The sequence below is a fragment of the Aliiroseovarius sp. D2-2 genome (assembly GCF_055809455.1).
The window spans coordinates 2,325,879-2,346,237 of record NZ_CM147913.1; the positions used below are offsets into that span (position 1 = coordinate 2,325,879).

Here is a 20,359-nt window from a genome sequence, read left to right on the forward strand (position 1 = left end):
CAGAGCACACTTGAAACAAAAATACGAAGGGCTTTGACATGCTGGATCGACGCAATCACACAACGCTTCCTGATGGCGCTGGCGTTGGATACAAACCGCAGCATTTCCAAGACCTTCTGAACGCCCCTGGCGCCGTTTCATGGCTAGAAATCCACGCCGAGAATTACATGGGGGATGGCGGTCGCCAAATCGCGCAATTGCGTCACCTTGCCGAACATTTTCCGATTTCCGTACATGGTGTCGGCGCTTCCATTGGGGGCGAGACCCGTTTGGACCCTGAACATCTGGCCCGCCTGAAAAAGCTGGTCGATTGGCTTAACCCCGCCAGCTTTTCAGAACATCTGGCGTGGTCGACCCATGACAGCGCGTTCCTGAACGACCTGCTGCCCCTGCCCTACACAAACGAAACGCTGAACCGCGTCACCGCCCATATCAACGAAGTGCAAGAGCTTCTGGGCCGCAAGATGCTGTTGGAAAACCCGTCCTCGTATCTGGCATTTGCTGAAAGCACATGGTCAGAACCGGATTTCATCCGCGAGGTCGCGCGTCGCACTGGTTGTGGCTTGCTGCTGGACGTGAACAACGTGTTCATCTCGGCAACCAATCTTGAGTTTGAGGCATTGGATTATCTGGATGCCTACCCGCTTGAGCTGGTCGAAGAGATCCACCTGGCGGGACACGACGAAGATGCGGATGAGCTTGGCCGCAAGCTGTTGATCGACAGCCATGGCAAGCCGGTGGACGAACCCGTATGGGCGCTGTTTGACCATGTCATCGCGCGCAGTGGTCCACGTCCAGCCCTGATCGAATGGGATAACGATGTTCCCGACTGGGACATTTTGGAAAGCGAAGCCGCACGCGCCACGTCCCAGATGGCAAAGCAAATTCAAAAGGTGCCGGCATGACGCAAGATACCCTTTCGCAGCCTTCGGCGCGCGTTTCAGTCAGCCAAACCGACTTTCGAAACGCGATCTTGAATGCACAGGCTGATGTTCCTGAGGGGTTGGTGAACCCGGATGGTCAGCAGGCATCGAAACGGTTTTCGGTTTATCGAAACAATGTGGTCCACAGCCTGTCCGAGGCGATGCTGACAGGTTTTCCAGTTCTGGCAAAGCTTCTGGGGGACGAATTTTTCCGCGAGATGGCAAAGGTCTATCTGCGCATCCATCCCCCGGCATCGCAATTGATGATGCATTACGGGGCCGCCTTACCGGGCTTTCTGGAAAGCTTCCCCGGCACGCTGCACCTGAAATATCTACCCGATGTTGCCCGGTTGGAGCTGGCCTTGCGCCGCGCCTATCACGCAGGCGATGCCGATCCGATCGATCCCGCAGACCTGACGGCCCTTACCCAGCACGAGCTGATGGAAGCCCGCCTTACTCTGGCCCCTGCCTGCGAGGTCCTGCGCGCAAAATGGCCCGCCAAATCCATTTGGGATTTCAATATGACCGACGGGCCACAGCCATCGGCAGGTGGCGAAGACATCCTGATTTCGCGCATCGGATTTGAGCCCAATACTTACCTGTTGCCCGAAGGTGCTGCGTCCTTTGTCAGCTCCCTTTTGAAAGGGCGTAGTTTTGGGACGGCCTTGGGTCTTGCCACATCTGAAACACCGAATTTCGATTTGACTGAAACGCTGACGGTCCTGATCGCGGCGCAAGCAATAACCGGCATAGACCGGGACGACTGAAGAAGAAGGAAGGACATTGCCATGCTCGCCTTGGCTAACATTCACAACCGGCTGGCCGGGCTGGCTGATCGTTTAGCCCCCGAGGCCCTCCCGCTACTGGCGCGATTCACCTTTGCGGCCACGCTGCTGGGGTATTTCTGGGCCTCAGCCCTGACCAAGGTCGGTCCTGGGTTGCTTGGCATCTTCAAGCCCTCACTGGGGGCCTACGCACAGATTCTTCCCCAAAGCGATGGAGGCCGCCAGCTACAACGTCGGCGATCTTAGTTTCTTCCACTGGACCGTCGTCTTTGCCGGCATCGTAGCAGAGTTCATCCTACCGCTTTTGATCGTAATCGGGCTGTTCACACGTCTGGCGTCGCTTGGTATGATCGGGTTTGTCATCGTTCAAAGCCTCACTGACCTGTTTGGTCACGGTGGCATTGAACATGCTGAGACCTTGGGCGCTTGGTTCGATCGCATTCCAGACAGCATCATCCTGGACCAACGCCTGTTCTGGGTCGTTGTGCTTCTGATCCTCGTTTTCAAAGGCGCGGGTACGCTGTCGGTGGATCGACTGTTAAAGCTCAGATAACCGGCTTCACCTCAAAAAAAGAGCACCCTGTCAGGTGCTCTCGGGTCACTGACAAAGGTCGGGTTTGCATTTTCGCAGCCCGGCCTTCTTTCTTGTTATATGGTTGGCTTTAGCACGAACTACTGATCGCAGTTTGACCTACGAAATGTGATCAGTTCGCAGGAAATGGTACTTTAAAAGCTGCGATGGCGCTTACTTCACTGACGCGATCAGCCTGTTCGATGTGGATGCACTCATAAGGAATTCGGCGAACCTATTCGTTGGCCTTGCCACCCGACGCGCGGTGTTACCAATTCGTGCCCCCCCTTTCCACATCGATAAACCCTCCGATGCGAATACTACGAACCCGTCCCAGTGGCGTTTAAGTCAGGTAATCTTCGTAAATCTGGGTGATCAGTTCTATGTGGCGCTCCGTACCGTAACGACTGACCAGATCCTCACTGGCAGCAGCAACAATGGCTGCGCGGTATTCTGGATCACTTTCTAGCTGTACAATCGCATCAGCAATGGCGCTCGCATCACCTACCGGCACAAGCCGCCCTGTCCGGCCGTCCTCTATGGCTTCTATGTTGCCACCGTGCCGTGTAGCAACCACCGGTACACCCAGATACATCGCCTCGATCAGCGTTCGGCCGAAGGGTTCATTCAGAGCTGTCACGATTGTTGCGTCCATCGCCGCCATCGGTCCATCGATCGGCCGTCTGAAGCCCATAAAATGGATGCGGTCACTGATCCCAAGGCGATCGGCCAATGCCTGTGCTTCGCGGTCAAGCGGCGCATGAGGTAGGATAGCTTCACCGAAAAACAATCCACGAACATCCCGATCGGGGAGTGCCTTGACCGTTTCCGCCACCGCCTCAACGAAGGCAACTGGTTGTTTGCGTGGCACAAGAATCCAAAAAAACCAAGGAGCAGCGCTTCTTCACCAGCTCCGATCTCGTGCAAAAGAGCGGCGCGAGCCGCCTCTCGATCAGGCTGTTCATCGAATTCAAATGGGCTGTGGACGACATGGGTGCGCCGTTTGACAGGCAATAAAGGGCGGGACGGGCGCGCGAAATTTGAAACAGTCGCAATTCGGTTTGCAAGAAAGGGCGCGATGGTGTTGACCCCAAAACTCGTTGGATCCTCGCGATGATGCCATAGCAGTCGGCAACCTGCGAGGCGCGCAGGTGCGGCCCAATTGGCATGCATCCGTCCGTCGTTGGTGTGGACGATGTCATAGCCACCCTTCACCAATAGTCGCCGCAGAGTAGGCAGTGTTCGGGTAAGATAAGTTCTAACCGAAATCGGGCTTGAGGTCGTGCTGTGCGACGAGGACATAATCGGGACATCCGGCAGTGTCTGATATTCAAGTCCCAATGAATGGATGTACTCTCCCAGCCGTCCCGGCCCCTCTCCATCAAGGTCATGCAACAAAATAGTTGGGGAGAAACGGCTGCGGTCCAACCCAGCTACAAGTTTAAGGGCTGAAATATGGCTGCCACCGACGGTTTTGCCTCCAATGAAAGGAAATAGTATTCGCAACTGGTTCAAAAAAATGACCTCAGGAAAAACGCAAAAAAAAGCGCTCATTGTTTGCACAAAACGACAGGACTGCGATAATGACTTCAAGTATGTCGCTTAGCGCAAGACGTGTCGTCGGTTCCGTTGCGACACGCATGAGCGCTCCGCCAACCACTATTTTAGTAATTACTGCCAAACTCAACAATAGATCAATAATCTAGTAAGTTATCCTAAAAAAGAGTCTGCGTCGACAGCGAAACGGGCTACTTTAAAGACACTTTACCGGCCGCTGGGGACTCGAATGAAATCAAAGATTATCTACATCGCCGGCTACGGCCGCAGCGGATCAACTGTGGTCGATATCATGTTGGGGATGCACCCCGAGATATTCGGATCCGGTGAGATCTCGGCCATGAGCCGACATGTTTGGAGAGAGAATGAGTATTGCGCCTGCGGTGATCGACTGAGAGATTGCGAGGTGTGGGCACCGGTCATGGAGCGCTGGACCAAGGATTGTGATCCAGACGACTATCTTGCCCTGCAGCGCGCTATCGAGCCGCTCTATGCTCCTGTTCGCATGATCGGGGGCAGAAAGCTCGACGCATATCTCGCCCAATCACGGTCGATGTTTTCGGCCATTCGCGCCGAGACGGGGCAACCCATCATTCTAGACTCGTCCAAAGCACCCGGGCGGGCGCTTGCATTGGCTCAAGATCCAGATGTTGACCTGCGGGTGATCCATCTGGTTCGCGACGCCCGCGCAGTAGCGCATGCCATGGGCCGGACACTTCCCCTTGATGTTGCGAAAGGCGTGCAGAAGAAGATTGTGCCACGCCCATACCTTCGAACTGCTCTGAGATGGCGGATGTACAATAGCGTCGCAGAGAAGTTACGAGCCTGTCTTCCATCAGAACACTCGGTTCGCGTCCGATATGAAGACCTTGCCCGCGACCCGCTGACTGAGATGACACGGATATCTGAGGCAATCGGCGCAGATCTCTCGGCAATTGCAAAGCAGATTTCAGAAGGCGCAAAAATTGAACCCGCACACCAGATGGCGGGAAGCCGACTGCGGATGAAAGGGCCCGTGGCTTTGCGATATGACGATGCTTGGGAACTTGAAATTTCAAAAGCGTCGAGAAAACAAGTCGAAATGGCAGCAGGTACCCAGCTCAGACGTTACCGGTACCTTGAATAAGCAGCACGCGGCAGACTAAGGCTAATCGCAATTGCCAGCGGCACATGCCAGAAACGGGCGTAAAAATGTGCGAATGCATTCAGCAAAAGAGCGAACAGAATAACCGTGACCAGTGTGATGGCACCGTGTGCCCGGCTCTCACGCGATCTATAGGCACTTACTCCCAACGCCGACGCCGAGAAGAATAAGCCGCAAAAACCAAGTAATGAGAAGAGCCCGCCTTCTGACAAAATCAGCAGGTAAGAATTGTGCACCGGCGCACCATGGTCGCTTAACACCCGGTACTGGTTAGCGCCAAGACCAAGCCACACCGTTTCAGTAGAGAACTGGATTGCCTCTTGTATCAATTCATACCGGTCCGAAAAAGTTCCCGCTTGCTCGAGATCCGCCGAAGTCAGCGCGCCGAATACGCGCTTTTGGAAGATTTCGGGCAGAAACAAATCGCCAATTTGCAGAGCGATCAAATAGAAAGCAATCCCAAGACCTGCCGTAGTAAGAATGGCGCGAATGCTTCCTACCAACAGAAGTACCAAGCCGACCCCCAGGAGCGTCGCGCCAAATCCAGTATTCGATCCGGTAAGCATCAAACCATAAAACAGGATAGCTATAACCGGTAAGAAATACTTCAGTGGGAACTTCCCGACCATTCGCAGATAGACGCTAAATGTGATCGTGATAGCTGCCATGGCACCCGCTGCATTCTCGCGCTCCAAAAGCGAGCGCAGACGCCCACTGCCCGAAACAAGTTGATGACTAACATCGGGCACATAAGTAACCAGATAAATGCCATGCAACATGATCGCTACCATAGAAAAAATAAGCACCCGCATCAGCAGAAACGTTTCTTCCAGACGTCGGCAAGAGATGATTATCGGGATTACAATCAACGAGTAGAAATACTGAATAAATACAACAAGGCCGTCGACAGGATTGCCCTGTACGATCGAACTAAGAAGTAACCCGCCGAGAAAAAGTATGAGCGAAAAGAGCCAGAGCGACGTCACTGGCCCGTAAAAACGCAGCGGCACGCTGCGGTTGAGCAGCATAGCAACCAACGTCATGAGCCCGAACAAGTCGCTGGCCGTAAAATAGGCCACGTCAAGGCGAAGGTAATTCATAGGCGATAACGCAACCGTAGCGATTGCCAAATACAACTCCAACCGCTTGGTGGGCGCCTGTCGGACAGGGGAGTAGTTCGCGGTTATCGGGCCTGCGTTACTCATGCGGCAGGCTTTTCCGAAAGAGAGCACATCTCCAGATACCATAGGCCTCTCAGGCTACGATACCCACGCAGAGAAATCTCTTGTAATGACAGGGCAATAGCCACGATACCATCGGATAGATTGAGCAGAAGCAACATGACACTAAAAGCTTTTATCCCAAGATCGAACGCCCAAACCACAGCTTCGATAGTCAGCCGAATGACAACCAGGCAGCAGTCCAATATCGTAAGAAAGCCCAAGCGGTCAAATAACTTCAATAGTGCGATCGTGGTAGGTCGTAAAGATATCAAAAACGCAGTTGCAACAAGCGGGATATAGTTGAGTCCATCGGGGCCGAGATAGCCGGCATTCCGCAGAATGCGAGGGGCGGTATCGTCGAAATGGACAAGGCGCCGGAAAACTTTTGGCATGGATCCCCCACTCAGGCGGCTTGAAGCAAAATAGATGGCGAATAGCCCAGCCTCATTCAGTCAATACATGGAAATAGACTTTGTGAACACCATATACCTGCTTCGCGCGAGCGCCATCCCAACTTTTGCGCTGAGGCCACAACAACATGATGCACACGCATCAGTATCACTATGATGCAGATGCGGATGTCTATCGCTGCCCCTAAGGGAACGCCATCCTTAGGCCTCCACAGGGCGGCAAGGCTATCGCCTCGTCAGAACCGAACCGGCTAGCCGAAGGAACTGTCCATTTCTCGCCTCCTGCACAATCGCTCCAAAGGCAGCAAAAACAATCATCCGTCATGTCGGGGCCGATGCACGCGAACGTTTGAACACCAAAGCAACTTCTGCCGAACAACACAAAGGAAACCCCGCTCAAAAGAGCGGGGTTTGTCAAAGGCTTGAGAGCATCTTTTCAAGTCTCATTTGATCTTCAAAGGACAGGTTTTATTCGCCCAGTTCTTCCGGCAGCACCAAGTTCAGCACGATCGACAAGAAGGCCGCGGGCAACAGGCCCGAGGTCAGCAAGATCTGCCAGGTCCGGCCCATATGCTGAAGCGCTTCAGGAACCAGCTGAAGTCCAAGCCCCATCGACAGTGACACGGCGAAAATCACCATGTTGCGACGGTTCCAAGTCACCTCGGACAGCATGTTCAGACCAGCGGCCGCAACCATGCCGAACATGACGATCACACCGCCACCAAGCACGTTAATTGGCACTGTGGATACGATTGATCCGATTTTCGGAACCAACCCGCAAACGATCAAGAACAGCGCACCGATGGTCACCACGTGGCGGCTCATCATGCCAGTCATGCTGATCAAGCCAACATTCTGACTGAACGACGTGTTCGGAAGGCCGCCAAAGATGCCGGCAATAGCTGTTCCCAAACCATCTGCATAGGTCGCGCCTGAAATCTCGTCATCCGTTGCTTCGCGCCCTGCGCCACCTTTGGTGATGCCTGACGTATCGCCCACGGTTTCAATCGCCGAAATTACAGCCATGAAGCACATGCCGATGATGATGGCGCCGTTGAAATCCATGCCCCACTTGAAGGGCGTTGGTACCGCAAACCATGATGCACGTCCGACATTGCCGAAGCTCACCTGCCCCATCAGCATGGCGACGACGTAGCCTGCAATCAGACCAACCAAGACCGCTGCGACGGCCATGAAGCCTCGTGTGAAGAACTTGATCGCCAGCGTGACCACCACGACGACCAGTGCGGGAATCCACATGTTCAGGCTGCCAAACTCAGGTTTGCCCATCAAAGGCACACCACCTGCGGCATATTGAATGCCGACTTTCACAAGGGACAAACCGATCATCAAAACGATCAACCCCGTGACCAAAGGCGGCAACGCAAATCGGATTTTGCCGATTACGGTGCCCAGCAGGAAATGGAACACCCCACCGATCATGACGCCTGTCATCAATCCCGCCATTCCGGCCACGCCCTGACCGGCCACTGCCGGGATCATCACGGGAAGGAAGGCAAAACTTGTCCCCTGTACAATGGGCAAACGCGCCCCCACGGGTCCCATGCCAATCGTCTGAATGAGTGTTGCGATGCCTGCAAACAGCATCGACATCTGGATCATGTAAAGCATGACCGGAAAATCTGGTGAGTTAGACCCGAAGCCGAAGCCAGCCGCACCTGCAACGATGATGGCCGGCGTGACGTTCGAGGCAAACATCGCCAGAACATGTTGAATGCCAAGCGGCACCGCTTGCCCCAATGGAGGCATGTAGTTGGGGTCCCGCAGGGCCTCTGCGTTACTAATATCTGTCATTTCACTTCCCTGTTCGCTGGGGCTTTGCCCGTTTCTGAGAGCGGGTTTTCCGCTTCTTTTATGAAACTGAGACTGGCCGCGATCGGCCTTTAATGCAAATTCTAGTCACGCAAGTGCAGAAAACCCAACGCCGCAGGGCAGCAAAAAACGCCTGCGGATTGGCTCCACAGGCGCTTCAATTTTTAGATTTTCGTGGGTGACTTAGTGCGGGTCGGGCTTGGTCGCCGCCAATGCCAGAATGCCACCCAATGCGGCCAGTGCGATTGGGAACATCGTGAATACGTTGTAACCAAAGGCAAAATACATCCCCGCAGCCGACGCAAGCATCAGCCCGCCCCCAATCTGCGCCACGGACCGCGCCATCGCACCACCTGCCAGCGCCAGAAGCGGCGCGATCAGTGCAAACACACGAACCCGGCCGGGGTTGTCCACCTGCTCGGCCAAGTCAGGAAGCTCGCCAAACCGGTCAATCGCCTCTGTATATCCAAATCCAAAAAACCCGACGATCATGCCAAGAACACCTGCAATCACACCAAGAACCAAAGCGGCATTACGCATCGTTTTTCCTCCTGCTCATTCATCCCAGATAAGGGATCAATTACCGTTCGCCAACCATTTCGCTTGCGTTTTTGCATCCCAACCCAGCGTCAAGTCGCCATTTGCCTCGATCACAGGGCGTTTCATCAAGGTTGGGTTCCCAGCCAACAGCGCAACCGGAGCCCCGGCCCGTTCATCGTCCGGCAATCCGCGCCACGTGGTTGAACGCTTGTTCACCAGCGCCTCGCCAAAGGCCGCAAAGAAGCGTTCCAGATCCTCGCGGTCAACGCCATCGGCACGCACATCCACATAGTCCAACGCATGCCCCGCGCCTTCCAGCGCCTTCACTGCCTTGCGGCAGGTATCACAATTTTTCAGTCCCCAGACGCGCATTGATGCCCCCTGTCATATTCCTGTCACGCAGCCCCCTGATGGTGCCACCAGCGCCATTTATGACCCCATATGGCGTGAAACGAAAGGATGCAGAGTTCCGCTGCAAATCAGGCGTTTTTAAGGTTTTTCTTGCTTTTCGACGCCCCGCGCCCCATGTCAAAGGGGTAAGACAGAACTATCTACCGCCTCCTTTCATGCAGTCGGACGATACCTGACTGCACGACGAAGACCCTGCACAGTGCAGGGACATCACCTAAGGAGAGACGGATATGTCCGATAAACAAACCGGCACCGTAAAATGGTTCAACACCACAAAAGGCTTCGGCTTCATCGCCCCAGAAGCAGGTGGCAACGATGTGTTTGTACACATCTCGGCTGTCGAGCGTTCGGGCCTGACGGGCCTCGCTGACAACCAAAAGGTTCGCTATGACCTGCAAGAGGGCCGTGACGGCCGCGCGTCAGCTGTGGATCTTGAACTGGCCGATTGATCGGTTCTGATCACCGGAATTATGAAACCCCGCAGAGTGAAGACTCGGCGGGGTTTTTCTTTGGGGGAGTGGTTGGGGGTGCGGCTTTGCAGAGGGCAGCGCTAGACCTCAGGAGCGAGCGAAGCACCCGCCGCCACGATCACCCAACATCTGCAAAGGGTTGCGCCTGACCCTGGGTGGGTGCGAAGCGCCCTGTCACGCCGAAAGCGTGCCTCCGGCACGACGGGGAGGGTCGGGCACAGCCGGTGTGAGACACGGGTTTTGTATCTACTCACTTGACGGCAATTCACTCTGCTCTACATAGAATTCGAGAAGCTCTTTTGAATGAGAAGCCGCTTCATTCGAGTTCCGCAATGCGAAAACATTGATATCATACATAAAATTCCAATCTACTGGCGCTGCAATTGGAATATGTTGATTTTCATCGCGTACAAAAACCGCAGCCACCTTAGGTGAGATTGGGAACCACATTTCTGACTTGGGGTTGGCTAAGCCATTTGAGCCACCGTTACCGATTCTATATATCATTCGGCTTGATAAAATGAACTCAGCCGCATCCTGCGCCAATGCCCATCGAAGGCTATATTTTGACAAGTAGTCATCGGCCTTTTGTCCAAGAGGGCGGATTTGAGACTGAGCCCTTAAAGAGCGACCAACTGCTGTTACAGTTTGCAGTTTGTTACTTTCAGCGAGTAGCTTGCTTTGGTCTTGAAACGGTAGCTCACTGAAATTTGGCGACTCAATTAAGCTTTCGTAGAACTCCAATCCTACTTGGCTATCTTGCTTTCTTTCTCGTGAGAAATCGGGGGATCGACGAAGTAGAAATGTAACGACATCTCTAAACTTCACTTCCTCTTCAGAACTAAGTTGCGGGACCTTACCGTTGCTCACAATACCGACAATTTGGGGTAGTAACTCACCTAAATAGTTATCTACGTTTCCCCAAACAGTTGTTTCAACTATGTCGGATGGATCGAGGTTACCATCTAGTATAGTGAAGTGGTTTCTTTCCTGAAATACAGACTTCGTGTTCCTACGTTCAACTCTGTTAAAGCGCCCATCAGGATTTTTCTTGGTGTAGAATAGTGAAGCTCTCTCAAAGCAAAACTGCTTTTGCAAAACTCGAGGAACATAGTGATGATGGATAGAACGCTTCTTTGACACTATGTACTAACCGATCCAGGCAATTGGCCGCGCCCTGCAGTGACCATTCTTCACTTCAATTGATCCCCCAGTTCAACTGATCGGGGCTTCGCCCCGACCGTTCATCACCCCTTCAACTCGGCCTCAAACTCCCGCCATTCCCCCTTCGACATGCCAGAGGTCTCTTGCGTGACCTCTTCGCCTTTCAACATGCGGCGCACGCAGTCCATGGCGCGGCCAGATAGGTTGGCACCGCCCAGACGGTAATCCTCGAACGCGCCGTATGCGGCGGGGACCCAGTCGGCAACGATGTTGCAGATCGCGTCGGCATAGACGCGGATTTCGTATTGGGCGTGGTGGTCGGCGCGCAGGCGCAGGAAGTGGAACAGGTTGTGCAGGTCAACTTTCCAGTACCATTGGGTATAGATGTTGGCAGGCAGGTTCATGCGGGCCAATTCGCGCGCCAGTCCCTCTTGGCCTTCATCGCTGATCATCGCCTCGTAATTGTCATAGGCGCGGTTGCTGTCAGCCTTGAGGATTTCCAGAACCCGTGCGGCCTCTTCGCCTTCCAGCGCAGCGCCCCTGCCCTGATTGTTCACAACCGATTGCGCGGCAACGTGTTCGGGGGCCGGGATATAGAACTCGCGGTCAAGGATCGAGTAACGCGCCGAGTATTCGTTCACATTGGCCGTCCGGTGGCGGATCCACTGGCGGGCCACGAAGACGGGCAGTTTCACATGCAGCTTGATCTCGCACATCTCAAACGGGGTCGAGTGCCAGTGGCGCATCAGATACCGGATCAGACCTTCGTCATTCTGCACCGATTTGGTGCCCTTGCCGTAAGACACCCGCGCGGCCTGACAAATCGCGGCGTCGTCACCCATATAATCGATGACCCGCACGAAGCCATGATCCAGCACTTCATGCGCCGTATAGAGGTGCTTTTCCATCCCCTCGCTGATCGCGCGGCGGGTGGTGCCTGTTTGGGCGCGTTGCTCTTCAATTTCTTTTAGCTGCTCGGGGCTCAATGACATTTCGAATCTCTCGTAAGTTGGCTGCCCGGCCACTATATCTAGTTGTGGCCTTCGGAAAAACAGCCATATGACGGAAAATGTGACTTAGCTTCCCCTTGGCCCTGTTGGTGCTATGGTGGCGCCAGTGATCCGCAACTTTTGGGAGGCCTCAAATGAAAATCCGTTATCTGCACACAATGGTCCGGGTGAAGGACTTTGAGGCCAGCGTTCGTTTCTTCGAACTACTGGGGTTGGAGAAAATCCGGCATTCCGATTTCGAAGAGGGTCGGTTTTCATTGATCTTCATGGCGCCCCCCGGTCAGCCTGATTGCCCGGTCGAGCTGACACATAACTGGGATGGCGACGATGGGTTGCCATCTGACAGCCGCCATTTCGGACATCTTGCCTATGAAGTCGAGGATATCTACGCGATGTGCCAGCACTTGCAGGACAATGGCGTGGTGATCAATCGCCCCCCGCGTGATGGGCGTATGGCGTTTGTGCGTTCACCTGACAATATCTCGGTCGAGCTGTTGCAAGCAGGTACGCCCCTTCCCTCGCAAGAACCATGGGCAAGCATGGAAAACACCGGACACTGGTGATGACTGTCTACCGAGTGAAGAAATCTGGGGCGAAGGTAACGTCCGTGTTCTTTACCTGCCTGGCCATGCTGACCTGTCTGGCCCCGTCCGAAAGCATTGCACAGACCCAATGCAGACAAGCCCTTGCGCTTGGATTGGATGTGTCCGGGTCAGTTGATGAGCGTGAATACCGTCTGCAACTGGATGGGCTTGCTGCCGCGCTTGAAAGTGCTCCTGTTGTCGAAAAGCTTCTGGGGCTTGCGAGCACCCGCGTAGACATCAGTGTGTTTGAATGGAGCGGCCCCAACCATCAACGGTTGGTGCAAGACTGGACCCCAATGACGTCTGAAGCAGAGATCAAAAGGGTTGCAGACCGGTTGCGCAGCACGATCCGAGTTCCCGCTGATCCATCCACGGGATTGGGCCGCGCCATGGTCTTTGGGGGTGCGTTACTTGCGAAACGGCCAGATTGCTGGGCGCATAGTCTGGACCTATCCGGGGACGGACGATCGAATTCCGGCCCGCGACCACAGGATGTGCGAACCAACAGCCTGTTTCAAAACGTCGTTGTGAATGCGCTGGTCGTTGGAGACACTGACGGCGGGCGTGATTTGAAATCCTATTTCGAAGCCGTCGTTTTGCACGGGATTGGAAGCTTCGCCATTCAAGCCGCCAGTTTCGACGCCTTTGAACAGGCGATGACCAAGAAGCTCTTGCGTGAACTGCAGGGGCTTATGGTCTCGCACGCCAACCCAGCCCCCCAAACGCCAGAACCCGTTCAGTAGATATAGCGAATCTGATCCGTCCAGTATCTTTCCACGCGCTTCAATGAACCATTGATGTCGCTGATCCCATCCGAGGATAGAACATCACGGGACTGAAGCCCATCGGCGTGCCGTTCAAACAAGGTCGCCACGATATCTCGGATCGAGCGGCCTTTTTCGGTTAGACGCACACGGACCGAGCGGCGATCAATCTCGCAGCGGTGATGGTGCATATAGCCCATATCGACGAGCTTCTTCAGGTTGTAGGACACATTGGACCCTTGATAGTAACCGCGGCTTTTCAATTCGCCCGCCGTAACTTCGTTGTCGCCAATGTTGAAAAGAAGCAGCGCTTGCACTGCGTTCACTTCCAACACGCCAACCCGTTCAAATTCATCCTTGATCACATCCAGCAGCAACCTGTGTAGGCGCTCAACCAGCGCCAAAGCCTCGAGATACTGCAGGACAAAGCTTTGATTTTCCGTTTGCCCAATCTGGGAATGCATGCTCATCCGTCTCTCCGAACCGTTATAATGACGACTATTGAGACCGAAAGAAGAACATTCGGTTAAATATGTCGGCATGCTCTGACAGAGATCAGGACAATTTTCTGAAAATGTGGGTGGGACTAGCGCGCCTGCATGTGGCTGGCGATGCGGGATACCAGTTCGGAATGCGCTTCGGGCGCATCTTGCTGACCCGATACCCATTGATACAGATCCTGATCGTTCTCGCCCAAAAGCGCTTCGTATAGATCAAGCTCTTGCGTGCTCATCACGTGCAGATGGTCATCTGCGTAGCGCGATAGGATGATATCCATTTCCTTGATCCCACGCCGCATCGACCGCATGGCCAATCGCTTGACGCGATGTTCATGCGTTTCGCCTTCATGTGCACCGGGGGTCTCTTTCAACTGATCAAAGGGAATGCCGCTCATGACTTATCCTTCCAACCGTTTGCGTAGACGCTTCTCCAAACGGCCCAATTGATCTGCAGAGCGCGACATCTGCATTTTGATATCGCGGATTTCAAGCAATAGATCACGAACTTCTGGGGCGTCCCCTTCACCTTGGGTGGGTTCTTCGACCCCGGTCCCCTCGCCGGTCAAAAGCCAGCGCATCGAGACGTTCAGGACCCCAGAAACCATCTGAAGTTTGTTGGCACGCGGTTCGGACAGGTCTTCTTCCCATCCACGCAGGGTTTTCAACTTAATGCCCAACCGTTTCGACAAAGCAGATTGCGACATGCTTTCAGCTTCACGGGCGGCTGCAAGACGATCTCCGAAGGTGGCGGTTTCTTCCGAATACCAATCACCATTTGCTTCTGTCTGTTCCATGCCTGCCTCTCCTTACACATTGTCGATAACCGGCACCTGTTGATGCTTGATCAGCTTCGCGGCGCACCCTAGAAGAATTGTAACCAACATACAAACCGAGGCCGCCATGTCTTTCCTCTCCGCGACACTTGACCGCGTAAAACCCTCACCGACCATTGCTGTATCTACACTTGCCGCTGAACTGAAAGCCGCTGGGCGTGACGTTATTGGGCTGGGGGCCGGCGAACCGGATTTCGATACACCGGAAAACATCAAAGCAGCAGCCAAAGCTGCGATTGATGCAGGCAAGACGAAATACACCGCGCCCGACGGAATGCCCGAGCTGAAGCAGGCGATCTGCGAAAAGTTCAAACGCGAAAACGGATTGGACTATACACCAGCTCAGATCTCGGTTGGGACGGGTGGCAAGCAAATCCTTTACAACGCGCTGATGGCAACGATGAACCCCGGCGACGAAGTGATCATCCCTGCGCCTTACTGGGTCAGCTATCCGGATATGGTGTTGCTGGCAGGGGGCGAGCCTGTTGTGGTGGAATGCCCGATTGAAACCGGGTTCCGCATGACACCGGAACAGCTTGAGGCCGCCATCACGCCGAAGACCAAGTGGCTTATCTTCAACTCGCCGTCGAACCCGACTGGCGCGGGCTACACCCGTGAGCAGCTGAAGGCGTTGACCGACGTGTTGATGCGTCATCCGCATGTCTGGGTGATGACCGACGACATGTATGAACACCTTGCGTATGACGATTTCGAGTTCTCGACGCCCGCCGAAATCGAACCGGGCCTTTATGATCGCACACTCACCTGCAACGGCGTATCCAAAGCCTATGCTATGACCGGTTGGCGGATTGGTTATGCTGGCGGCCCGGTCAAGCTGATCGCGGCCATGCGCAAGATCCAATCGCAATCGACCTCGAACCCCTGTTCGGTCAGTCAATGGGCTGCTGTTGAGGCGCTGAACGGGTCACAGGACTTCATCCCTGAAAACAACAAGATGTTCGTGCGGCGCCGTGATCTGGTGGTCGAGATGTTGAACGCCGCAGAGGGCATCGACTGCCCGGTGCCGGACGGGGCGTTTTACGTCTATCCATCGATCAAGGGCTGTCTGGGCAAAACCACGGCGGGTGGTGTGAAGATCGACAATGATGAGGTCTTCGCAAAGGCGCTTTTGGAAGAGAAAGGCGTGGCTGTGGTCTTTGGATCGGCCTTTGGATTGTCCCCAAACTTCCGTGTCAGCTATGCCACGTCAGATGATGCACTGAAGGAAGCCTGTACACGCATTCAGGATTTCTGCGCCTCTTTGGTGTAGAAGAGCCTGCGTTCCGATTCGAAAGGTTTCCAATGACCGCCGTATTGCCCGAGTATTATTTCCGCGTCCGTGAGAACGGCGCCTTCGTGTTCAAGGTTGATACGGAAAACCGCCAGCGCCGGATCGAGCTGGATCAGATTGCGGTCTTGAACGTCAAAAACGGCGAGGTCAAACCAAACGGCGGCCGCACCCTAACGGATGCCGATAAGGCCGCCATTTCGGACTGGATGGAACAGCGTCGTGCACAACTGGCGCAGCGTGACATTGATGACATCCTTCGAACAGTTGACCATCTGAACCTGACAACACACTGGGCGCAAGCGCGCGCCTCGGACGAAGATTTGGAACAGGTAACCGACGCACTTTTGTTGGCCATGCACGACCTGCGCACGATGCTTGTGCGCAAGAAAGCTGACAGGCTGATCAAGGGAAAGTCAGAATAACGCACTGGATGTGTGTTGACCGGGACTAGCTTGCGCTGCCGATGCGGGAAGACCGCATCCAGAACCGCCATGACATGAACGCGCCTGCGCAGACCAACCCCAGCAAAAGCCCCCACCAAACGCCGACGGCTCCGAACCCAAGTGTGATCCCAAGCACGTAAGACGAGCCCATTCCGACCACCCAATAGCTTAGGCTGGCGATGATCATCGGCACGCGGGTATCCTGCACACCGCGCAGAAGGCCCATGGCAATGGCTTGCGCCCCATCGGCAATTTGAAACAGCGCAGCAACCACCAGAAGCGACGTGCCCAGAACCACGATTTGATCGCGCAGGACTTCGGCCGGATCTAGGAACAATTGGATCAACGGCGCGGGGAAACCCAGGAAGAGGATAACAGTCAGCCCGCCAAACAGAAGCGACGTCAGCGTGACAGCCAGCGCCCCACGGCGCAGACCCAGTTCATCTTTGCGCCCCAGCGCACGCCCGGCCCGCACGGTTGAGGTCATGGATAGCCCCAAATGCACCATGAAGAACGCCGCCGTGATTTGTAGTGCGATCCCGTGGGCAGCAAGTTCAACGGTTCCGATCAGCCCCACAACAATGGTCGAGGCCGAGAACATCCCCACCTCGGCCAGTGTGGTCAGTCCAATGGGAATGCCAAGCTTCAGCAGCGCCGAAAGGGCTTCCCAATCGGGCTTCCACAGACGTCGGAACAATTCCTGTTCGGGGTTCATGCGCGCGGCATAGATCCAAAGGACCACACCCGCAGCGACCTGAATAGTGACCGATGCAATCGCTGCTCCACGCACGCCAAGCTCTGGCGCGCCCCAGTTACCAAAGATCAGGGCATAGTTAATCACACCGTTCATCACAGCCGCGATAACCGTTGCCCACAGGACAATCCGGGCGTGTTCCAGCGCTGACAAATAGCTGCGCAACGCCATGACGGCCAAAGCGGGGATCATCCCAAATCCTGCAATCCTAAGGTAGTCCTGTGCAATCAGGCTAAGCTCTACGTCCTGCCCCATGCTCTGCAGTATGGGGGCGGAAAACCACATAAGCGGCAATACGGCGATCGCAAAGCCAACCGATACCCAAAGGGCCATACGGGTCAGGCGACGCACGCGGACCTCGTCCCCTGCTTCAGCGGCTTCAGCGACCATCGGCATCAACGCGAATGCGGGCCCTGCCCCCATGATCAGGAAAATGAAAAAGAAGGTACCGGCCAGCGTCACGGCGGCCAGTTCATCAACCCCGTACCAGCCCAGCATGATTGTATCGGTTATCTGCACCGAGAACTGCGCCAGTTGCGATGCAACCAGCGGCGAGCCAAGCACCAGTACCGCGCGCATGTGCTGAGGAAGAGTCATTACCTGTGTCATCCCCCACCTCTATTCCCGGTGGTACGGATCGGCAAGCACAGACTGATGGCGCTACCAGCAACAATTGGCCAATGCTTGGCGGTGGTTTAGCTTTGCCCCCTGCTACAGTGGTGTCGCGGTAAGGCTATAGCATCGCCAGCAATGCTTTGCTTGGCGTGCCGGTCACAGGCAACCCACGTGCACGCTGGAAGGCTTCGATCGCGGCAAAGGTCTTTTTGCCCAACACGCCGTCCGCCTCGCCAGCATCAAAGCCTGCGCTGGTCAATCCGCGCTGAAGGGCCTTTCGATCGTTAAGGGTCAGCCCGTGTTCATCCGGTCCAAACGACGCGCGCAAAGCGGGCCGCCCCGACAAACGGTCCGAGAGGTGCCCGACACCAATGATGTATTTCTGCGCGTTGTTGTAGCGACCTAGAACAGAGTAGTTGTGATAGGCCTCAAACACCGGACCGTTATCACCCGCAGGCTTCACCACACGTCCACGGCCCGATGGGGCACGTCCTGTGATCTCTTCGCCCCAACGCTGACCGCGCCTCCAGCCAGACCGGCTTAGATAAGCGGCGGTCGACGCCAGCGCATCGGTCGGGTCATCCGACCAAATGTCACGTCTTCCATCGCCACGGAAATCAACCGCGTAGGCCAGATAAGAGGTTGGAATGAACTGGGTATGGCCCATGGCTCCTGCCCAGCTTCCGGTCATGCGATCCGCTGGAATATCGCCTCTCTGGAGGATTTTCAAAGCCGCCATCAGCTGACCTTCGAAAAACTTTCCGCGCCGCCCGTCATAGGCAAGCGTCGACAGGGCCGAGATCACTGGCACGTCCCCGCGGCGTTCCCCATATCGGCTTTCCACGCCCCAGACCGCGACGATGACCTCTTTCTCGACACCGTATTTAGCTTCCAGCTGGCTCAACAGGCCTGCATGTTTCTTAAGCATCACACGGCCTTTTTCGATCCGCGCATCGGATGCTGCAATGGCCAAATAGTCTTCGAAACTGCGCACAAATTCCGTTTGGTTGCGGTCACGTTCTACCACGCCGGGCAGAAAGCCTACGCCTTTAAAAGCCCTGTTGATCGTGGAGGAACTGATACCGCGCGCCTTAGCACGTTCTTTGGCCCCGCCCACCCAGGCATCAAACCCAGCATTGGGCGCAGCGCGCATAGTAGAACCCGAGGAAGATCGGGATGAAGATGTCACCACGCGATCCACCCCGCCCGACCGACACGCGGCAAGGGAAGCGGCAGATACACCGGCCAAAAAGAAACGTCGGGAAAGGGGCATTGTAATCACCTGTACTGCTTTACTCAGCGCAATCCAGATAGCATGGATTGGGCAACACTTTTTTCAAACACTACCCTCTGCCCAACAAGTTTTGAATGAAAAAGGGACGCCGAAGCGCCCCAATTTCTTTCTACGCGAATGTCCGCTTAGCCGCGACGCTGTTCTGGATGCAAACTTGCGCCCAGTATGTGATCGGCCTTGTGGATCACCTGGCTGGCCTGGCCAACGATCAAAGGATCGGGTTGGCCTACCAATTCGTGATCCTTGTCCGGGTATTCGACCGTCGACAGGAAATGACGCATGCATTCAAGGCGCGCACGTTTCTTGTCGTTGGACTTGATGATGGTCCAAGGCGCATCGGCCGTGTGGGTGTAGAAGAACATCGCTTCTTTGGCTTCAGTGTAGTCGTCCCATTTGGACAAGGACGCCAGATCGACCGGGCTAAGCTTCCAGCGCTTCAATGGGTCATCCTTGCGACTGTCAAAACGACGTTTCTGTTCTTCGCGCGTGACTGAGAACCAGTATTTGTAAAGACGAATGCCCGAGCGTGTCAGCATACGTTCAAACTCGGGTGTCTGGCGCATGAACTCCAGATACTCACCGGGATTACAGAACCCCATCACACGTTCAACACCGGCGCGGTTGTACCAAGAGCGGTCATAGAACACCATTTCGCCTTCGGTCGGCAATTGGCTGATGTAACGCTGATAAAACCACTGTCCGCGCTCTTCGTCGGTTGGTTTATTCAGGGCCACCACACGGGCTTCGCGTGGGTTAAGATGCTCCATAAAGCGTTTGATCGTGCCGCCTTTACCAGCCGCATCGCGACCTTCAAACAACAGCACAAACTTCTGACCCGTTTCGCCAACCCAGCGCTGAACCTTCAAAAGCTCGGCTTGAATAAGCGCTTTTTCGGTTTCGTATTCCTTGCGACCCAGCTTGGTCGTGTATGGATACTTACCGTTTTCGAACGTTTCGCGGATTTGGTCTGCGCTGACGCTGGGAAAAGGCTTCGCCTGAATTTCTGGTTGTGCCTCTGCGGCGTTCGCCGGCTTCGCCGGAGCTTTGGCTGCAGTTTTAGGCGCAGTTGTACGGGTCTGATTCACACTCATTCGCATCTCTCCTTATTTGTCCACGCTGCCTTTAGCATTGCGTTCGGAGACACGCTTTGATCCGCATCAAGAAAAATGAAGATAGCTATTCAGATGCGTGCAGGGGGATCAAAAAAAGGCCCACCATGAGGCGAGCCTTTTCGGAGTAT

Annotated in this window: 23 protein-coding genes and 1 pseudogene; 10 read left to right on the forward strand and 14 right to left on the reverse strand. The window is 54.9% G+C overall.

Annotation, left to right across the window (positions count from 1 at the left end; translation table 11 throughout):
• The first annotated feature begins 38 nt into the window (after nucleotides 1-38).
• From bufB to AC0L6A_RS11480, 3 genes and pseudogenes are all read left to right on the forward strand, one after another.
• Entirely contained in the window at nucleotides 39-905 is an 867-nt protein-coding gene (gene bufB, locus AC0L6A_RS11470) for an MNIO family bufferin maturase (RefSeq protein WP_473290143.1), read from the forward strand.
• Complete coding sequence (locus tag AC0L6A_RS11475; RefSeq protein ID WP_473290145.1) at nucleotides 902-1,690, forward strand: HvfC/BufC N-terminal domain-containing protein; 789 nt, start codon at nucleotides 902-904, stop codon at nucleotides 1,688-1,690. Before bufB ends, AC0L6A_RS11475 begins: the two co-directional genes overlap by 4 nt.
• 21 nt (nucleotides 1,691-1,711) lie before the next feature.
• A pseudogene (locus AC0L6A_RS11480) lies at nucleotides 1,712-2,261 on the forward strand (DoxX family protein).
• Nucleotides 2,262-2,622: 361 nt separating this feature from the next.
• On the opposite strand, the gene AC0L6A_RS11485 reads toward AC0L6A_RS11480, so the two are convergent.
• Entirely contained in the window at nucleotides 2,623-3,150 is a 528-nt protein-coding gene (locus AC0L6A_RS11485; protein ID WP_473290146.1) for a glycosyltransferase, read from the reverse strand.
• On the opposite strand from AC0L6A_RS11485, the gene AC0L6A_RS11490 reads away from it, so the two are divergent.
• On the forward strand, nucleotides 3,144-3,296 hold the full coding sequence (locus tag AC0L6A_RS11490; RefSeq protein ID WP_473290148.1) for a hypothetical protein: 153 nt from the start codon (nucleotides 3,144-3,146) through the stop codon (nucleotides 3,294-3,296). The genes AC0L6A_RS11485 and AC0L6A_RS11490 overlap by 7 nt on opposite strands.
• 769 nt (nucleotides 3,297-4,065) lie before the next feature.
• Entirely contained in the window at nucleotides 4,066-4,962 is an 897-nt protein-coding gene (locus AC0L6A_RS11495) for a sulfotransferase (RefSeq protein WP_473290149.1), read from the forward strand.
• On the opposite strand, the gene AC0L6A_RS11500 is transcribed toward AC0L6A_RS11495, so the two are convergent.
• The 5 genes from AC0L6A_RS11500 to AC0L6A_RS11520 all read right to left on the reverse strand — a co-directional run bounded on the left by AC0L6A_RS11500 (nucleotide 4,944) and on the right by AC0L6A_RS11520 (nucleotide 9,358).
• A complete protein-coding gene (locus tag AC0L6A_RS11500; protein WP_473290151.1) occupies nucleotides 4,944-6,080 on the reverse strand; it encodes an O-antigen ligase family protein in 1,137 nt (378 codons plus the stop codon). The two genes, AC0L6A_RS11495 and AC0L6A_RS11500, sit on opposite strands and share 19 nt — an antisense overlap.
• Nucleotides 6,081-6,181: 101 nt before the next feature.
• Nucleotides 6,182-6,595 carry a hypothetical protein gene (locus AC0L6A_RS11505; protein WP_473290152.1) on the reverse strand — a complete coding sequence of 138 codons (414 nt, stop codon included), beginning with the start codon at nucleotides 6,593-6,595 and terminating at the stop codon, nucleotides 6,182-6,184.
• A 486-nt stretch (nucleotides 6,596-7,081) separates the two neighbouring features.
• A complete protein-coding gene (locus AC0L6A_RS11510; protein WP_473290154.1) occupies nucleotides 7,082-8,428 on the reverse strand; it encodes a uracil-xanthine permease family protein in 1,347 nt (448 codons plus the stop codon).
• A 201-nt stretch (nucleotides 8,429-8,629) separates the two neighbouring features.
• On the reverse strand, nucleotides 8,630-8,986 hold the full coding sequence (locus AC0L6A_RS11515) for a hypothetical protein (protein ID WP_473290156.1): 357 nt from the start codon (nucleotides 8,984-8,986) through the stop codon (nucleotides 8,630-8,632).
• A 36-nt stretch (nucleotides 8,987-9,022) separates the two neighbouring features.
• Nucleotides 9,023-9,358 (reverse strand): arsenate reductase family protein, encoded by a 336-nt coding sequence (locus tag AC0L6A_RS11520; RefSeq protein ID WP_473290158.1) that lies wholly within the window; start codon nucleotides 9,356-9,358, stop codon nucleotides 9,023-9,025.
• A 269-nt stretch (nucleotides 9,359-9,627) separates the two neighbouring features.
• Between AC0L6A_RS11520 and AC0L6A_RS11525 the strand changes: the two genes are divergently transcribed.
• Nucleotides 9,628-9,846, forward strand: a complete 219-nt coding sequence (locus AC0L6A_RS11525; protein ID WP_473290159.1) for a cold-shock protein — start codon at nucleotides 9,628-9,630, stop codon at nucleotides 9,844-9,846.
• A gap of 267 nt (nucleotides 9,847-10,113) precedes the next feature.
• On the opposite strand, the gene AC0L6A_RS11530 is transcribed toward AC0L6A_RS11525, so the two are convergent.
• Nucleotides 10,114-11,010 carry a DUF4238 domain-containing protein gene (locus tag AC0L6A_RS11530; RefSeq protein ID WP_473290161.1) on the reverse strand — a complete coding sequence of 299 codons (897 nt, stop codon included), beginning with the start codon at nucleotides 11,008-11,010 and terminating at the stop codon, nucleotides 10,114-10,116.
• Between the two features lie 104 nt (nucleotides 11,011-11,114).
• Nucleotides 11,115-12,023, reverse strand: coding sequence for an FAD-dependent thymidylate synthase (thyX, locus tag AC0L6A_RS11535; RefSeq protein WP_473290162.1), 909 nt, complete (start codon nucleotides 12,021-12,023; stop codon nucleotides 11,115-11,117).
• 152 nt (nucleotides 12,024-12,175) lie between these two features.
• Between thyX and AC0L6A_RS11540 the strand changes: the two genes are divergently transcribed.
• The gene (locus AC0L6A_RS11540) at nucleotides 12,176-12,604 is read left to right on the forward strand and encodes a VOC family protein (RefSeq protein ID WP_473290163.1); all 429 of its coding nucleotides are present in this window, start codon (nucleotides 12,176-12,178) and stop codon (nucleotides 12,602-12,604) included.
• On the forward strand, nucleotides 12,571-13,368 hold the full coding sequence (locus tag AC0L6A_RS11545) for a DUF1194 domain-containing protein (RefSeq protein WP_473290165.1): 798 nt from the start codon (nucleotides 12,571-12,573) through the stop codon (nucleotides 13,366-13,368). Before AC0L6A_RS11540 ends, AC0L6A_RS11545 begins: the two co-directional genes overlap by 34 nt.
• Here AC0L6A_RS11545 and AC0L6A_RS11550 read toward each other — a convergent pair.
• The 3 genes from AC0L6A_RS11550 to AC0L6A_RS11560 all read right to left on the reverse strand — a co-directional run bounded on the left by AC0L6A_RS11550 (nucleotide 13,362) and on the right by AC0L6A_RS11560 (nucleotide 14,683).
• Nucleotides 13,362-13,859 (reverse strand): MarR family winged helix-turn-helix transcriptional regulator, encoded by a 498-nt coding sequence (locus tag AC0L6A_RS11550; protein WP_473290166.1) that lies wholly within the window; start codon nucleotides 13,857-13,859, stop codon nucleotides 13,362-13,364. The genes AC0L6A_RS11545 and AC0L6A_RS11550 overlap by 7 nt on opposite strands.
• 116 nt (nucleotides 13,860-13,975) lie before the next feature.
• On the reverse strand, nucleotides 13,976-14,284 hold the full coding sequence (locus tag AC0L6A_RS11555) for a succinate dehydrogenase assembly factor 2 (RefSeq protein WP_473290167.1): 309 nt from the start codon (nucleotides 14,282-14,284) through the stop codon (nucleotides 13,976-13,978).
• Nucleotides 14,285-14,287: 3 nt separating this feature from the next.
• On the reverse strand, nucleotides 14,288-14,683 hold the full coding sequence (locus AC0L6A_RS11560; protein WP_473290169.1) for a helix-turn-helix domain-containing protein: 396 nt from the start codon (nucleotides 14,681-14,683) through the stop codon (nucleotides 14,288-14,290).
• 106 nt (nucleotides 14,684-14,789) lie between these two features.
• Here AC0L6A_RS11560 and AC0L6A_RS11565 point away from each other — a divergent pair, with 106 nt between their 5' ends.
• Entirely contained in the window at nucleotides 14,790-15,992 is a 1,203-nt protein-coding gene (locus AC0L6A_RS11565) for a pyridoxal phosphate-dependent aminotransferase (RefSeq protein WP_473290171.1), read from the forward strand.
• Nucleotides 15,993-16,024: 32 nt separating this feature from the next.
• Nucleotides 16,025-16,435 (forward strand): hypothetical protein, encoded by a 411-nt coding sequence (locus AC0L6A_RS11570; RefSeq protein ID WP_473290173.1) that lies wholly within the window; start codon nucleotides 16,025-16,027, stop codon nucleotides 16,433-16,435.
• Nucleotides 16,436-16,460: 25 nt separating this feature from the next.
• On the opposite strand, the gene AC0L6A_RS11575 is transcribed toward AC0L6A_RS11570, so the two are convergent.
• The 3 genes from AC0L6A_RS11575 to ppk2 form a co-directional block, all read right to left on the reverse strand.
• Nucleotides 16,461-17,819 carry an MATE family efflux transporter gene (locus tag AC0L6A_RS11575; RefSeq protein WP_473290174.1) on the reverse strand — a complete coding sequence of 453 codons (1,359 nt, stop codon included), beginning with the start codon at nucleotides 17,817-17,819 and terminating at the stop codon, nucleotides 16,461-16,463.
• A 124-nt stretch (nucleotides 17,820-17,943) separates the two neighbouring features.
• On the reverse strand, nucleotides 17,944-19,098 hold the full coding sequence (locus AC0L6A_RS11580) for a lytic murein transglycosylase (RefSeq protein WP_473290176.1): 1,155 nt from the start codon (nucleotides 19,096-19,098) through the stop codon (nucleotides 17,944-17,946).
• 146 nt (nucleotides 19,099-19,244) lie between these two features.
• The gene (ppk2, locus tag AC0L6A_RS11585; protein ID WP_473290178.1) at nucleotides 19,245-20,210 is read right to left on the reverse strand and encodes a polyphosphate kinase 2; all 966 of its coding nucleotides are present in this window, start codon (nucleotides 20,208-20,210) and stop codon (nucleotides 19,245-19,247) included.
• Nucleotides 20,211-20,359 lie beyond the last annotated feature (149 nt).